The following is a 13,591-nucleotide window of genomic DNA, read 5'->3' on the forward strand; positions in this document are numbered from 1 at the left end:
CCGGTGCCGTTTTTTTTGGCGCGTATGAAGATATTGGTTCTAGGTTCGGGGGCGGGCGGTGGCTTCCCGCAATGGAATTGCAACTGCCGCCTGTGCGCGGGCCAGCGAACCGGCGAGGTGCGGGCAAGCCCTCGCACCCAAAGCTCCATCGCGGTGTCCGCCAATGGCGACGACTGGGTGCTGCTCAATGCATCGCCCGACATCGGCGCGCAGCTGCGCGCGTCGAAGGCGCTACACCCGCGGCCACGCCACGGCGTGCGCCACTCGCCGATCCAGGCGGTGGTGCTTATGGACTCGCAGATCGATCATGTCGCAGGCCTTCTGAGCCTGCGCGAAGGACAGCGGCTGCAGCTCTACTGCACGCCCGAGTCGTACGAAGACCTCACCGGCAGCCTTCCGCTCCTGAAGGCGCTCGACAAATACTGCGGCGTCACCTGGCACCCGATGCCGCTCGAGCCCGGCGGCGGCGCCCGGCACGAGATTGCCGGCCTGCGCCTGCAAGCGGTGCCCGTGCCCGGCAAGGCGCCGCCGTATTCGCCGCGCCGCCAGACCGAGGCGCGCAGCGACAACGCGGCCGTGCTCATCGAAGACCCGGCCACCGGCAAGCGCGTGCTCTACGCACCGGGCCTCGCACAGGTCGGCGATGCCGAGCGCAAGAGCCTCGACGCCTGCGACTGCGTCCTCGTCGACGGCACCTTCTGGACCGAAGACGAAATGCTCACCGCGGGCCTGGGCACCAAGCGCGCGGCCGACATGGGCCACCTGCCGCAGTGCGATGGACCGCACGGCCCCGGCATGCTGAAGGCACTCGATGCCTGCGCTGCAAAACGCAAGGTGCTCATCCACATCAACAACAGCAATCCCATCCTCGACGAAGACAGCGCGGAGCGCGCGGAACTCACGCGCCGCGGCATCGAGGTCGCGTTCGACGGCATGGAACTGGAGATCTGACCCAGTGACGCAACAACAGCAGCAACAGGACGCGTGGTCCCCGCAGGTCTTCGAAGCGAACCTGCGCGCCATGGAGTCGCGCTACCACAGCCATCACCCGTTCAACCGCCGGCTCAACGCGGGCGAACTGCAGCCGTTCCAGGTGCGCGGCTGGGTGGCGAACCGCTTCTATTACCAGTGCCGCATTCCGGTGAAGGACGCGGCCATCCTCTCCAACTGCGACGACCGCGCGACGCGCCGGCGCTGGGTGGTGCGCATGCTCGACCACGACGGGCATGACGGCCACGAAGGCGCCAACGCGGGCGGCATCGAGATCTGGACGCGCCTGGGCATCGCCACCGGCCTCCAGCGCGAGACGCTCGAATCGCACGCGCTGGTGCTGCCCGGCGTGCGCTTCGCGGTCGATGCCTACGTCAACTTCGCGCGCACCGCGCCGTGGCAGGAGGCGGTGATCTCCTCGCTCACCGAGATGTTCGCGCCGCGCATCCACAAGGACCGGCTCGCGGGCTGGCCCACGCACTATCCGTGGATCGACACCTCGGGCCTCGACTACTTCCGCAGCCGCATCCCGCTGGCCGACCGCGACGTCGAGCACGGCCTGGAGGTCGCGATGCAGTGGTGCATCACGCGCGAGCGGCAGGAGCGTGCGCTGCAGATCCTGGGCTTCAAGCTCGACATCCTCTGGGCCATGCTCGACGCCATCGAGCGCGCCTATCCCGACGATCTTGCGAAAGAGCAGCAGCCATGACCACGCAATGGACCGACAGCGCACAGCCGTCGATCGGCACGATGTACCGGCTGCAATGGGAGGACGCGCAGCAATGCCATGTGCTGCTGTTCCCCGAGGGGATGATCAAGTTGAACGGGCCGGCCGCGGAAATCCTCAAGCGTTGCGACGGAAAAACTTCCGTGGCCGCGCTCGTCGCTGACCTGGAGACCACCTTCGGCGAAGCCGACCTGCGGGCCGACGTGATCGAGTTCCTGGAGCAGGCCCATGGACGCCACTGGATCCGCTGACACCCGCACCCAGCACGGCAGCGCTGTGGCGGCAAAGCCGCCGCTCTGGCTGCTCGCCGAGCTGACCTATCGCTGCCCGCTGCATTGCGCGTTCTGCTCGAACCCTGTGGACTACACCCGCTACGACAGCGAGCTCACGACAGACGAATGGATTCGCGTGTTCCGCGAAGCGCGCGCGATGGGTGCGGTGCAGCTGGGCTTCTCGGGCGGCGAGCCGCTGGTACGCGACGACCTCGCGGAGCTCGTCGCGGCGGCGCACGACCTGGGCTTCTATACCAACCTCATCACTTCGGGCGTGGGCCTCACGCCGCCGCGCGCGGAGGCATTGAAGAAGGCGGGGCTCGACCACATCCAGCTCTCGTTCCAGGACTCGAGTCGCGAGCTCAACGACTTTCTCAGTTCGACCAAGACCTTCGATCTCAAGCAGCGCGTGGCCAGCACGATCAAGGACCTCGGCTACCCGATGGTGCTGAACTGCGTGATGCACCGCTATAACCTGCCGCACGTGGGCCGCATCATCGAGATGGCCGAGTCGATGGAGGCGGACTTCCTCGAACTGGCAAACGTGCAGTACTACGGCTGGGCATGGCGCAACCGCGAGATGCTGATGCCCACGCGTGCGGCGCTGGCCACCGCCGAGGCGGTGGTCGATGAGCACCGGCCGCGGCTGGACGGCCGCATGAAGATCCTCTGGGTCGTGCCCGATTACGCCGAGGGCAAGCCCAAGCCCTGCATGGCCGGCTGGGCCAGCGTGTTCCTGGTGGTCGCGCCCGATGGCGTGGCCTTGCCGTGCCACAGCGCGCGCATGCTGCCGGGGCTCGACTTCCCGAGCGTGCGCGAGCACTCCATCCGCGAGATCTGGCAGGAGAGCCCGGCGTTCGGCGCCTACCGCGGCACCGGCTGGATGAGCAGCACCTGCCAGAGCTGCGAGGACAAGGAGAAGGACCACGGCGGCTGCCGCTGCCAGGCGTTTTTGCTCACCGGCGATGCGGCCGCGACGGACCCGGTGTGCCCGAAGAGTCCGCAGCATGCGGAGGTCGAGGCGATGGTCGCTGCGGCCTCGGACCCGCGCGATGCCGGCACGCCGATCCGCTTCGTGCCGGGCGCGCGGCGAGCGGGTGAACTCGTCTTCCGCACCGACGCCAATGCGCGCGGCTGAGCTGGCTCGCGCATGACGATCGTCCATCGCCTGCCGTTGAGCGGCGGGCATGTCATGCATGTCGAGGAGCATGGCAATCCGGAGGGACTGCCCGCACTGGTGCTCCACGGCGGGCCCGGCTCCGGCAGTTCGCCGCTTCTGCGCAGCGGCTTCGATCCCGCGCGGTACCGCATCGTCTGCCCCGACCAACGCGGCGCGGGCCGGAGCACGCCCACGGGTTCGATCGCGCACAACACGCTTGCCGATCTGCTCGACGACCTGCGGCTGCTTCGCGAACATCTGCATGTCGACCGATGGCTGGTGGTCGGAGGATCGTGGGGCGCAACGCTGGCGCTCCTTCACGCGCTGGACCAGCCTTCGGCCATTGCCGGGCTCCTGCTGCGCAACGTGTTCCTCGCGCGCACTTCAGACATCCACGATTTCTTCGCCGAGGCGGCGCGGCACGGTGGTCCCGAATGGCGCGTGCTGTGGAACGAGGCGCGGCGACGGCAATGCCTGGTCGCGACGGTGCTCGCGGACATCTTCGCGCACGGAACCTGGGAGGCGCAGCGGCGCGCGACGCTGTGCTGGTTCGCGTGGGAGCAGCGGCTGTCGGGCGGCACCGCCGCAACGCCAGGCGACGCCGTGTTGCAGCGGCTGGTGCCGCGCTATCGCGTGCTGAGCCACTACCTGCACCACGGGTGCTGGATCCGCGCGCCCACGCTGCTCGCGCGATGCGCCGCGCTGCCCGTGGTCCCCACGCTCATCGTGCACGGAACGCGCGATGCCATGTGCCCGCCGCAAGGCGCGCAGGCGCTCGCTCGCGTCTTGCACGGGCGGGTCATCCTGCAATGGGCGCAAGGCGCGGGGCACGACCCCACGCATCCCGCGCTTGCTGCCGCGATGAAGCAGGCGCTCTGCAACTACGCGAACACGCAGACCTTCAGCGCAACCTTTCCTTGAGCGGATCGCCGACCAGCGCCACACGGCCGTCCTTGCGGCGCGTCCACAGCCGCTCGTTGCCATGGCCGTCGTCGGCGACGAAGAGCACTGCATCGCCGAGCGCGCGAAAGCCCAGCGGCAGCGCGTTGCGCGCACCGGCGGCTACATCGGCGACCGCGCGCGTGCCGGCCGTGGTGCCGTCGCTGGTCCACGGCTCGACACCCGTCGTGCCGCCGCCGTTCGCGGAGAACCACAGCGTCGAGCCGATCACCGCGAAGCGCGCGGGCGATCCGCTCTCGGCGCCCGGTGCGATGTCCTTCACGAGCACGGTGCCCTTGGCGGTGCCATCGCTGCGCCACAGCTCCGCGCCGGAGGCACCGTCGGTCGCCGCGAAGTAGACGCGTCCGCCCATCGCTGCGAACGGGCTCGAGATCGAACCGCCTGTACCCGCGCGGATGTCTTTCACCAGCGTCGTGCCGGCTTCGGTGCCGTCGCTCTTCCAGAGCTCGGTGCCGTGCGCGCCGTCGTCGGCCGCGAAGTACAGCGTGCGGCCGATCGCGACCAGGTGCGAAGGCCGCGAAGGCGACGTTCCCGGCCGGATGTCCTTCACCATGCGCGTGCCGCTTTCGCTGCCGTCGCTCTTCCACAGCTCGATGCCGTGCTCGCCATCGTGCGCGGTGAAGTAGATGTCGTCGCCGACGGCGGTCAGCGCCTGGATGCCGGCATCCTCGGCGCCCGGACGAACGTCCTTCACCAGCCGCGTGCTCTCGGGCGCGCCTTCGGTCACCCAGAGTTCGTGGCCGTGCTCGCGGGTGGTCGCGGTGAAGAAGAGGCGCTTGCCCGCCACGGTGAGCTGCCGCGTCACCGCACGCGGACCCGCATCGATCGCCGACACGCGCGTCGTCGTCTCTGCAGTGCCCGATGTCTTCCACACCTGGAACCCCGTCTTGCCGTCGTCCGCCACGAAGTACAGCGCATCGCGAAACACGGTCAGCTCGCTCGGCATCGCGCCTTCCTCGCCGGGCCGCAGGTCGATCACGCGCGTGGTGCCCGCGGCCGTGCCGTCGGTGCGCCAGAGTTCGAGGCCGCTCGCGCCATCGGTGGCGGTGGTGTAGACGTGGCCCTTGAACACCGTCTGCCCCGCAGGGAAAGAGCCGCGGAAGCCCGGACGGATGTCTTTCAGCATGCGCGTGCCCGCGCTGGTGCCGTCCGTGATCCACAGTTCCTGGCCCGACGCGATGTGGAAGGCGCTGAAGAGCATCTTCCCTTGGAGCGATGCCAGCCCCGTGGGCGAGACGAAGGCCAGCGCCTGGCGCTGCTCGGGCAGCACCTCGCGCTCGGGGTCCTGCGCAACGGCGGGCAGTTGCACCGACAGCGCGAGGGCTGCCAGCCACGCGGGCCGCATGGCGGAGAGAAAGGCGCCGCGCATCTCAGCCCCCGAACCACCGCGCCGGCACGATCACCAGCTGCGGAAACGCCACCATCACGAACAGGATCGCGAACTCCGCGATCATGAACGGCACCACGCCGCGCGTGACATCGTCCATCGATATCTTCCCGACGCCCGCCACCACGTTGAGCACCGTGCCCACCGGCGGCGTGACCAGTCCGATCGAGTTGTTGATGATGAAGAGCACGCCGAAGTACACCGGGTCGATGCCCGCCGCCTTCACCACCGGCATGAGCACCGGCGTGAGGATCAGGATGGTCGGCGTCATGTCCATCGCGGTGCCCACGACCATCACGATCACCATGATCGCGATCATCAGCAGGATCTGGTTGCCCATGAAGGGCTCCAGCAGGCCGACGATCTTCGATGGCAGGTCGGCCACCGTAATGAGCCAGGCGCTCACCATCGCCGCGGCGATCAGGAACATCACGATCGCGCTGGTCTTGGCCGCGCTCACGAAGATGCCGTAGAGGTCGCGCCAGGTGATCTCGCGGTAGATGACTGTCGAGACGAAGAGCGCATACACCGCGGCCACGACCGCGGCCTCGGTCGGCGTGAACACGCCCATGCGCAGGCCCACGAGGATGATGATCGGCAGCATCAGCGCCCAGATCGCCTTGCGGAAGGTGGCGAAGATCTCGGCCGACGACTTGCGCGGCGGCGGCACGATCTTCTCGCGCCGCACGAGCCAGGCCCAGGTGAGCCATAGCGCCGCGCCGATCAGGAGGCCCGGCACGATGGCCGCGAGGAACAGCTTCGAGATCGACACGTTGGCGGCCACGCCGAAGATCACCAAGCCGATGCTCGGCGGAATCACCGGCCCGATCACGCCCGTGGCCGCGATGAGGCCGGCCGCGCGCGGCTTGTCGTGGCCGGCCTTCACCATCATCGGCAGCAGCAATGCGGTGAGCGCGGCGGCGTCGGCCACGGCCGAGCCCGAGAGCGCCGAGAGCAGGCAGCCGGCCATGATGGTCACGTAGCCGAGCCCGCCCTTCACATGCCCGACCACCGCGAGCGCGAAGTCGACGATGCGCTTCGACAAGCCGCCCACGTTCATGATCTCGCCGGCCAGCATGAAGAAGGGCACGGCCAGCAGCGGAAAGCTGTCCGCGCCGCCGATCACGTTCTGCGCGAGGATCTGCGCATCGAACAGGTCCAGGTGCCACATGAGCGCCACGCCGCTCGCGAGCAGCGAGAAGGCGATGGGAATGCCCATCGCCATGGCCAGGAGGAGGGAGCCGACAAAGACGAGGATGGTCATTTGCGCGCTCCCGGCGTCTCGTTCTGCGAACCCAGGATCTGCTGGAGCTGCACGGCTTCTTCCGACTCCTGCACCATCACCAGTTCGCTCTCGGCAATGCGGCCGGTGAGAAGGCGCAGCAGGTCGAGCGCAAGGATGAAGCCGGCCAGCACCGAGAACACCACGCCCGACGCATACACGATGGCCATCGACGCGCCGGTGACCGGCGCCGTCACGTCCCAGTTGATGCGCGCCTGCGCCATGCTGCCCTGGAACAGCAGCCACACGATGTAGAGCATCACGACGTGGCCGACGGCCAGGCAGATCTTCTTGCCGATGGGTGGCAGCTTCTGCACCACCATGTCCACGCCCAGGTGGCCGTGCTCCTTCAGCGCGACCACCGCGCCGAGGAAGGTCATCCAGATGAAGAGCCAGCGCGAGACTTCCTCGGACACCGTGATGCCCGAGTTGAAGCCGTAGCGCAGCACCACGTTGCCGAACACGAGCACCACCATGACCGCGAGCGCGGCCGCGATCAGCGCCTCGATGCCGGTGCAGCACCGGTCGATCCAGCGACTCATGGCGCGGCCGCGGCCAAGGCTGTTCTTTGCATCTCCACCAGCGCGCGCAGCGCGGCCAGGTACGACAGCGGCCCGAGCCCCTGCACCGTGCCCTTGACCGCCGGCGAGATGATCGAGTGCGCACGCCACGCCTCGCGCGCGGCGATGTTGGACATGTGAACCTCGATGGTCGGGAACGGCATGGCCTTGATCGCGTCGTGCAGCGGCACGCCGTGCTGGGTGAGGCCCGCGGGGTTGACCAGCGCGCCTTGCGCATCGTCGATGTGCGTGTGCAGGAAATCGATCAGGTCGCCTTCGTGGTTCGACTGGATCGTCTCCAGCGTCACGCCGAGTTCGCCTGCGAGCGACTGCAGTTGCGCGTTGATTTCGGCGAGCGTGGTCTTGCCGTAGATGTGAGGTTCGCGGCGGCCGAACAGGTTGAGGTTGGGGCCGTGGAGGACGAGGATCTTCATGGGGAGCTTCGGTGAGAGGGCTTTTTTTGCTTACTTGCGGATGCGTGCGAGTTCGTCGTTGTAGAGCTTGACGATGGCGGGGTCGTACTGTGCGGCGAACTTGTCGATGACCGGCTTGGCGACAGTGCGCATGCGCGCTTGCTCGGCAGCTGAGAGTTCGTTGAACTGCGCGCCCTTGGCCTGCAGGTCGCCCACGGCCTTCTGCGCTGCGGCGCGGCTCACTTGCCGTTGATAACCACGCGCTTCATTGGCCGCGTCGTTCATCATCTTCTGCTCAGCGGGGGTGAGCGAGTCCCAGAACTTCTTGCTCACCAGCACGATGTTGGCGGCGTAGACGTGGTTCGTGGCGCTCACGAACTTCTGCACTTCGTAGAACTTGTTCGAGAGGATCACGGCATACGGGTTCTCTTGACCGTCCACCGCCTTCGCTTCGAGCGCGCCATACAGCTCTGCAAAGGGCATCGGCACCGGGTTGGCCTTGAAGGCCTTGAAGGTCTCCAGGAACACCGGGTTCGGAATCACGCGGATCTTCAGGCCTTCGAGGTCTTCGGGCTTGGTGATAGGGCGCTTGCTGTTGGTGACGTTGCGAAAGCCCAGGTCCCAATAGCCGAGGGCAACAAGGCCCTTCTCGGGCAGCTTGGCGATGAGGGCTTGTCCGAGAGGCCCATCGAGCAACGCATCGGCTTGCGCGAAGGAATTCACCGAGAAGGGGAAGTCCACAAGCCCGAACTCCTTGACGATGCCCGCAAGCGAAGTGGTGGCCGGGGCCGACATCTGCTGCACGCCGCCCTGCAGGGCAGATTGCTGCTGCATCTCGTTGCCCAGTTGGGAGGCGGGGAATTCCTGGACCTTCATCTTGCCGCCGCTCTTGGCCGAGAGCAGCTCGGCGAATCGCTTGACGCCGAAGCTCACGGGGTGATCGGCATTGTTGAGGTGGCCGAAGCGGATCACGCGATCCTGCTGCGCCCACGACGGAGCGGCAAGGCCGACGCAGAAGCTGGCAATGGCAAGCGTACGAAGAAGTTTCACAAGAGGTCCTCAGGGAAGATGGAAAAACCGATTGGGCGCGATTATGGATTTTCTTGGAAAGCGTTTCCACTATGGAAATCCCTTCCCTGTCTGTTACGCTCCGCCGGGCAAGATCACCGTCGTCTGTGAAATGAAATTCGAAAGAGCGATATGAGCGGGATACTGGAACGCAGCTTCAAGGTGCTGGAATACCTGGCCGAACATCCGGAGGGCTGCGCGCTCTCTGCCCTGGCAAGCGAATTGGAGATACCGCTGAGCGCGTCGCACCGCCTGCTCACGGAACTCATTCGCTGCGGCTATGTGCGGCAGGACCCGCGCGATGGCCACTACCTGCTGACCATCAAGCTGGTCTCGATCAGCCTGTCGTTCCTGAGCCGCTCCGGCATCGTCGACATCGCGCAGCCCCTGCTTGACCAGTTGGCCTCGGCCTCGGGCGAACTGGTGCGGCTGGCCGTGGTCGATGGCGACGACCTCACTTTCGTGGCCAAGGCGCAGGGCGCCACACGCGGCCTTCGCTACGACCCGGACATGGGCCTGTCGGTCAACCTCTCGTGCAGCGCGGCCGGCCACGCATGGCTCTCGACGATGAGCGAGGACGCCGCCACCGTGCTCGTCGCGAAGAAGGGACTGGGCACGCCGCAGGACTACGGCCCCAAGGCGCCCACCTCCATCAAGGGCGTGATGGCCTTCGTGAAGGCTGCGCATCAGCGCGGCTTCAGCATGATCAATGAAGTGTTCGCGCCGGGCATGACAGCCATGGCCGCGCCGGTGCGCGGCGCCGACGGCACGGCCATCGGCGTCGTCACCATCGCGGGGCCGCTGAGCCGCCTGACGCCGCAACGGATGGAAGCGCTCGGACCCGCGCTTCTTCAGACCGCCGAAGACGTTGCGCGTGCCAGCGGCGCATCGGCGTTGTTCAAGAAAAGAGCCTAAGTCGGCTTACATAAAAGGAGACAAGCCATGAAGAGAGATTCGATTCGCAAGCTCGCGATGCTGGCTACCATTGCGGCCGCCGCCGCATTCGCCACCGGCAGCGCGTTCGCGCAGATCAAGGAGCGCACGCTCAAGTTCGCGTTCCAGAACCAGACCGGCCATCCGCAGGCGCAGGGCGCGCAGAAGTTCGCCGACATCGTCGCGGCCAAGTCCGGCGGCAAGATCACGGTGAAGCTGTTCGCGGGTGGCTCGCTCGGCGGCGACCTGCAGACGGTGTCCGCATTGCAGGGCGGCACGGTTGAGATCACCGTGCTCAACGCCGGCATCCTCTCCGCGCAGGTGAAGGAGTTCGCGGCCTACGACTTCCCGTTTCTCTTCAACAGCGGCAAGGAAGCCGATGCCGTCACCGACGGTCCCTTCGGCCAGAAGCTGATGGCCAGGCTCGAAGAGAAGGGCCTGCACGGCCTGGGTTACTGGGACCTGGGCTTTCGCAACCTCACCAACAGCAAGCGGCCGATCGTGAAGGCGGACGACATCGCGGGGCTGAAGGTCCGCGTCATCCAGTCGCCGATCTACATCGACCTCTTCAGCGCGCTCGGTGCCAACGCCACGCCGCTGCCGTTCCCCGAGCTCTACCCGGCGCTCGACCAGAAGGCGGTCGACGGGCAGGAGAACCCGAACACGACGATCCTGTCGTCCAAGTTCGCAGAGGTGCAGAAGTACATCACCCAGACGCGCCACATCTACAACCCGCAGGCGCTCCTCGTCAGCAAGAAGACCTGGGACGGCATGAGCGCCGAAGAGAAGAAGATCATTTCCGACGCCGCCGCCGAGGCCACCGTGTTCCAGCGCCAGGCTTCGCGCGGCGCGGCCGACAGTGCGCTCGATGCGCTCAGGAAGGCCGGCATGACCGTCTCCGAACTGCCGCCCGAAGAAATGGCCAAGCTGCGCGCCAAGGTGAAGCCCGTCATCGACAAGTACTCGGCCTCGGTGGGCGAGGCCACCGTCAAGGAGCTGATGGCCGAGATCGACAAGGCGCGCAAGTAAATCGGATCAGACGATCCGCACCGACAGGTTGGGCAACCCGTCGATGTGGATTTCGATCAGATCGCCGCGCACCACCGGCCCCACGTTCTCGGGCGTGCCCGAATAGATGATGTCGCCGGGCATCAGCTCGAAGGCCTGCGACAGCCGGCTGATCTGCTCGGCGACCGACCAGATCATGTACTTGAGCGTGGCGTGCTGCTTCGTTTCGCCATTCACCTTGAGCCAGATCGCGCCATCGGCGAAATGACCGACCTTCGCCACCGGATGGATCGGCCCGATGGGTGCCGAGTGGTCGAAGCTCTTGCCGATTTCCCACGGCTTCTTCTGGTCGCCCATTTCGCGCTGCAAGTCGCGGCGCGTCATGTCCAGGCCCAGCGAGTAGCCGTACACGTGGTCGAGCGCGCTCGCCGCCGGAATGTTCTTGCCGCCCTTGGCGAGCGCAACGACCAGCTCCACCTCGTAGTGGTAGTTCTTGGTGAGCGTGGGGTAGGGGTGGTCGGCCACCTTGCCCGGCATCACGACCTGGATCGCGTCGGCCGGCTTTTGAAAGAAGAAGGGCGGCTCGCGCGTCGGGTCCGAGCCCATCTCGCGCGCATGGGCGGCGTAGTTGCGGCCGATGCAATAGATGCGGCGCACCGGGTACACCTGTTCGCTGCCGACGATGGGCACCGTCGATACCGCGACATCGAAAGGCGTGGGCGCCGTGCGCCCGGCACCGGCGGGCAAGGCGCAACCGGCAATGGCGCCCGTGGCCATGGCGGCGGAACCGGCCAGGAGGCCGCGGCGTGATGAGGTGTTGGACATGGTCTGTGTCTCCTTCGGGTTATGTCTGAAAGCGCGTCGTCGATTCTGGGATGACGCACGGCCGCCGCGCCGCACGCATCTACGCAAAAACAGGACACAAGCAACACGCGCACCGGAGCCGTTGCCCACGCCTCTCGCTACCATCGCGCCATGCCGGCTCCCCACCAGTCCAGCACCTCCAGCTCCCGCCTCTACGGCATGCAGGAGCGCGCGAACCATCTCGACTTCGACATCCGCTTCGAAGGCGCGCGCGACGTGCTCGCAAGGCCGCACCGGCACGAGTACTTCCAGATCCAGGTGAGCATCGAAGGCGGCGAGCAGCAGCTCATCGGCGGCGCGGTGCGGCCGTTCCGCGCGGGGCACCTGAGCTTCGTGCTGCCGTATCGCGTGCACGTGGTGCCGCATCCCGTCGGTGCCCGCTACGCCATCGTGAACTTCGACCAGGGCTTTCTCTGGCCCGAACTTGCCGTCGAGCCGCTCGATCTCGAAGAGGTGTCCGTCGCGCGGCATCCCGAACTCGCGCCGTTCCTCTTTCAGGAGTACGTCGACTTCACTTTCGACGAAGCGGATTTCGCGCGCATCCTGCGCTGGCTCGATGAACTCTCCGCTCTGAACCGCGCGCGGGGGTTCGCCACTGCGGGCGCGATCCGCGGCATCCTGCTGCAGCTCATCGCGCTGGCCTGCCAGCGGCACGAGGGAACATTGTTGGAGCAGGCCGCACGCCACAGCGGCCGCAGTTCGCGGCGCGATGCGCTGCAGCGTGTGATGCGCTACGTGCGCGAACACCTGAGCGAAGAGATGTCGCTCAACGAAGCGGCGGCTGCGGCGATGCTGTCGCCCAACTACCTCGCGCATCTGCTCAAGAAGCAGACCGACCGCACCTTCACCGAGCTCGTCACCGAGCGGCGGCTGGAGCGCGCAAAGGAATTGCTGCTGACCTCCAGCGTCCGCATCGGCGACATCGCGCAGCAATGCGGCTTCAGCGATGCCGACTATTTCAGCCGGCGCTTTCGCCAGCAGATCGGCGTCACGCCAAGGCAGTTCCGCCAAGGCGCGAGCGCGCCGGCTGCTGCTGCTGCTGCCGTTGTTACTTCTTCATCGCCTTGATGTCGGCCTTGCCCTTGCTCTCTTCGGCCTTGGCCTGCTTCACGCAGGCGGACTTGGCGTCGCCCTTCTGGTCGTCGCACTTTTCCTTGGCGATGTCGTAGGCGGCTTCGACCTTGGCCTCGGCCACCTTGCGTGCGTTGCTGTCGCTGGGCCGCACCTTCTGGTCGAGCTCGGCCTTGGCGATCTTTTCCTTGCCCTTGGCTTCCTCGACGCAGACGTCCTTCGCGTTGTCCTTCATGGCATCGCAGGCGGCCTTGTCGGCCTTGTAGTCGGCGGCGATCTTGTCGCGACCGGCCTTGAGCTCCGCCACGGCGGGGTCCATCGTTGCCGCCGGAGGCGGGGTTGTTTGCGCATGGGCCGCAAGTGCCATGAAGCACGACGCGGTCGCGCATATCCGCAGGAACTTTTGCATGGTCATCTCCTTGACGCCGGTGTTGGTTGTTGCATCGGTTCCGGCGCCTGAAAACATCCTAGGAAGCGGCGGCGGGCAGGTGGTAGGACGCCTCGCGAACCAGCCGTAAGCACATGCTGACGCGACGGCCGGCGTGTGCGCACGCATGCACCTTCTCCGGCAAGAGATGGCGATGGAGATGAAGGTGGCGACCGCGCTGCGCCTCAGTGCGCGCTGGCGGCGATGTTGCGTATTTCGCTGTGCAGGGCACGCTGCCCCGAAGCCAGCGCGGCCTCGTAGCTATCGGCCGCATCGAAGGCGCTGCGAAGCACGGTCGGGTTCGCGCCGTTCGCATCGGTTTCCAGCAGCCGCCAGACGAACGAGCCGGGCACCGGCTCCTCGATGATGAGTTCGATCGGATGTGTCATGGCCCGACGATGTTCCCTTGGAAATCGGGTGTCTGTAGGCCAAGTCTGAATTTTCCAGAGGTCTCGCAAGGGGGCGAAAGC

16 protein-coding genes are annotated in these 13,591 nt (G+C 66.6%); 8 read left to right on the top strand and 8 right to left on the bottom strand.

Going from position 1 to position 13,591, the window contains the following annotated elements; genetic code table 11:
• The first annotated feature begins 24 nt into the window (after positions 1-24).
• The 5 genes from pqqB to VARPA_RS03555 are packed head-to-tail and all read left to right on the top strand — an operon-like array spanning position 25 to position 4,069.
• Positions 25-951, top strand: coding sequence for a pyrroloquinoline quinone biosynthesis protein PqqB (gene pqqB, locus VARPA_RS03535; protein WP_013539172.1), 927 nt, complete (start codon positions 25-27; stop codon positions 949-951).
• Between the two features lie 4 nt (positions 952-955).
• Complete coding sequence (gene pqqC / locus VARPA_RS03540; protein WP_013539173.1) at positions 956-1,699, top strand: pyrroloquinoline-quinone synthase PqqC; 744 nt, start codon at positions 956-958, stop codon at positions 1,697-1,699.
• Positions 1,696-1,968, top strand: a complete 273-nt coding sequence (pqqD, locus tag VARPA_RS03545) for a pyrroloquinoline quinone biosynthesis peptide chaperone PqqD (RefSeq protein ID WP_013539174.1) — start codon at positions 1,696-1,698, stop codon at positions 1,966-1,968. The genes pqqC and pqqD overlap by 4 nt, the downstream gene beginning before the upstream one ends.
• The gene (pqqE, locus tag VARPA_RS03550) at positions 1,946-3,127 is read left to right on the top strand and encodes a pyrroloquinoline quinone biosynthesis protein PqqE (protein WP_013539175.1); all 1,182 of its coding nucleotides are present in this window, start codon (positions 1,946-1,948) and stop codon (positions 3,125-3,127) included. The genes pqqD and pqqE overlap by 23 nt, the downstream gene beginning before the upstream one ends.
• A 12-nt stretch (positions 3,128-3,139) precedes the next feature.
• Positions 3,140-4,069, top strand: a complete 930-nt coding sequence (locus tag VARPA_RS03555) for an alpha/beta fold hydrolase (RefSeq protein WP_013539176.1) — start codon at positions 3,140-3,142, stop codon at positions 4,067-4,069.
• On the opposite strand, the gene VARPA_RS03560 is transcribed toward VARPA_RS03555, so the two are convergent.
• Genes VARPA_RS03560 through VARPA_RS03580 form a run of 5 tightly spaced genes read right to left on the bottom strand, consistent with a single transcriptional unit; the run spans position 4,050 to position 8,800 of the window.
• Positions 4,050-5,477 (bottom strand): ELWxxDGT repeat protein, encoded by a 1,428-nt coding sequence (locus tag VARPA_RS03560; RefSeq protein WP_013539177.1) that lies wholly within the window; start codon positions 5,475-5,477, stop codon positions 4,050-4,052. The two genes, VARPA_RS03555 and VARPA_RS03560, sit on opposite strands and share 20 nt — an antisense overlap.
• Before the next feature lies 1 nt (position 5,478).
• Positions 5,479-6,759 carry a TRAP transporter large permease gene (locus tag VARPA_RS03565; RefSeq protein WP_013539178.1) on the bottom strand — a complete coding sequence of 427 codons (1,281 nt, stop codon included), beginning with the start codon at positions 6,757-6,759 and terminating at the stop codon, positions 5,479-5,481.
• A complete protein-coding gene (locus VARPA_RS03570) occupies positions 6,756-7,319 on the bottom strand; it encodes a TRAP transporter small permease (protein WP_013539179.1) in 564 nt (187 codons plus the stop codon). The genes VARPA_RS03565 and VARPA_RS03570 overlap by 4 nt, the downstream gene beginning before the upstream one ends.
• A complete protein-coding gene (locus VARPA_RS03575) occupies positions 7,316-7,771 on the bottom strand; it encodes a type II 3-dehydroquinate dehydratase (protein ID WP_013539180.1) in 456 nt (151 codons plus the stop codon). The genes VARPA_RS03570 and VARPA_RS03575 overlap by 4 nt, the downstream gene beginning before the upstream one ends.
• Positions 7,772-7,801: 30 nt before the next feature.
• Positions 7,802-8,800 (bottom strand): TRAP transporter substrate-binding protein, encoded by a 999-nt coding sequence (locus tag VARPA_RS03580; protein WP_013539181.1) that lies wholly within the window; start codon positions 8,798-8,800, stop codon positions 7,802-7,804.
• Between the two features lie 150 nt (positions 8,801-8,950).
• Between VARPA_RS03580 and VARPA_RS03585 the strand changes: the two genes are divergently transcribed.
• On the top strand, positions 8,951-9,733 hold the full coding sequence (locus VARPA_RS03585; RefSeq protein ID WP_013539182.1) for an IclR family transcriptional regulator: 783 nt from the start codon (positions 8,951-8,953) through the stop codon (positions 9,731-9,733).
• Positions 9,734-9,760: 27 nt separating this feature from the next.
• Entirely contained in the window at positions 9,761-10,780 is a 1,020-nt protein-coding gene (locus VARPA_RS03590; protein ID WP_013539183.1) for a TRAP transporter substrate-binding protein, read from the top strand.
• A gap of 6 nt (positions 10,781-10,786) precedes the next feature.
• On the opposite strand, the gene VARPA_RS03595 is transcribed toward VARPA_RS03590, so the two are convergent.
• Positions 10,787-11,584 carry a fumarylacetoacetate hydrolase family protein gene (locus VARPA_RS03595; protein ID WP_013539184.1) on the bottom strand — a complete coding sequence of 266 codons (798 nt, stop codon included), beginning with the start codon at positions 11,582-11,584 and terminating at the stop codon, positions 10,787-10,789.
• 150 nt (positions 11,585-11,734) lie between these two features.
• Between VARPA_RS03595 and VARPA_RS03600 the strand changes: the two genes are divergently transcribed.
• On the top strand, positions 11,735-12,691 hold the full coding sequence (locus tag VARPA_RS03600; protein WP_013539185.1) for a helix-turn-helix transcriptional regulator: 957 nt from the start codon (positions 11,735-11,737) through the stop codon (positions 12,689-12,691).
• On the opposite strand, the gene VARPA_RS03605 is transcribed toward VARPA_RS03600, so the two are convergent.
• A complete protein-coding gene (locus VARPA_RS03605) occupies positions 12,672-13,103 on the bottom strand; it encodes a hypothetical protein (protein WP_013539186.1) in 432 nt (143 codons plus the stop codon). The two genes, VARPA_RS03600 and VARPA_RS03605, sit on opposite strands and share 20 nt — an antisense overlap.
• 203 nt (positions 13,104-13,306) lie before the next feature.
• Complete coding sequence (locus VARPA_RS03610) at positions 13,307-13,510, bottom strand: hypothetical protein (RefSeq protein ID WP_013539187.1); 204 nt, start codon at positions 13,508-13,510, stop codon at positions 13,307-13,309.
• Between the last annotated feature and the right edge of the window lie 81 nt (positions 13,511-13,591).

The sequence above is a fragment of the Variovorax paradoxus EPS genome (assembly GCF_000184745.1).
Lineage (GTDB): Bacteria > Pseudomonadota > Gammaproteobacteria > Burkholderiales > Burkholderiaceae_C > Variovorax > Variovorax paradoxus_C.

Excerpts from the sequence above, each read along its gene's own strand:
- pqqB (WP_013539172.1), top strand. The coding sequence starts at position 25 with ATGAAGATATTGGTTCTAGGTTCGGGGGCGGGCGGTGGCTTCCCGCAA.
- pqqD (WP_013539174.1), top strand. The coding sequence starts at position 1,696 with ATGACCACGCAATGGACCGACAGCGCACAGCCGTCGATCGGCACGATG.
- pqqE (WP_013539175.1), top strand. The coding sequence starts at position 1,946 with ATGGACGCCACTGGATCCGCTGACACCCGCACCCAGCACGGCAGCGCT.
- VARPA_RS03555 (WP_013539176.1), top strand. The coding sequence starts at position 3,140 with ATGACGATCGTCCATCGCCTGCCGTTGAGCGGCGGGCATGTCATGCAT.
- VARPA_RS03560 (WP_013539177.1), bottom strand. The coding sequence starts at position 5,477 with ATGCGCGGCGCCTTTCTCTCCGCCATGCGGCCCGCGTGGCTGGCAGCC.
- VARPA_RS03565 (WP_013539178.1), bottom strand. The coding sequence starts at position 6,759 with ATGACCATCCTCGTCTTTGTCGGCTCCCTCCTCCTGGCCATGGCGATG.
- VARPA_RS03570 (WP_013539179.1), bottom strand. The coding sequence starts at position 7,319 with ATGAGTCGCTGGATCGACCGGTGCTGCACCGGCATCGAGGCGCTGATC.
- VARPA_RS03575 (WP_013539180.1), bottom strand. The coding sequence starts at position 7,771 with ATGAAGATCCTCGTCCTCCACGGCCCCAACCTCAACCTGTTCGGCCGC.
- VARPA_RS03585 (WP_013539182.1), top strand. The coding sequence starts at position 8,951 with ATGAGCGGGATACTGGAACGCAGCTTCAAGGTGCTGGAATACCTGGCC.
- VARPA_RS03590 (WP_013539183.1), top strand. The coding sequence starts at position 9,761 with ATGAAGAGAGATTCGATTCGCAAGCTCGCGATGCTGGCTACCATTGCG.
- VARPA_RS03595 (WP_013539184.1), bottom strand. The coding sequence starts at position 11,584 with ATGTCCAACACCTCATCACGCCGCGGCCTCCTGGCCGGTTCCGCCGCC.
- VARPA_RS03600 (WP_013539185.1), top strand. The coding sequence starts at position 11,735 with ATGCCGGCTCCCCACCAGTCCAGCACCTCCAGCTCCCGCCTCTACGGC.
- VARPA_RS03605 (WP_013539186.1), bottom strand. The coding sequence starts at position 13,103 with ATGCAAAAGTTCCTGCGGATATGCGCGACCGCGTCGTGCTTCATGGCA.
- VARPA_RS03610 (WP_013539187.1), bottom strand. The coding sequence starts at position 13,510 with ATGACACATCCGATCGAACTCATCATCGAGGAGCCGGTGCCCGGCTCG.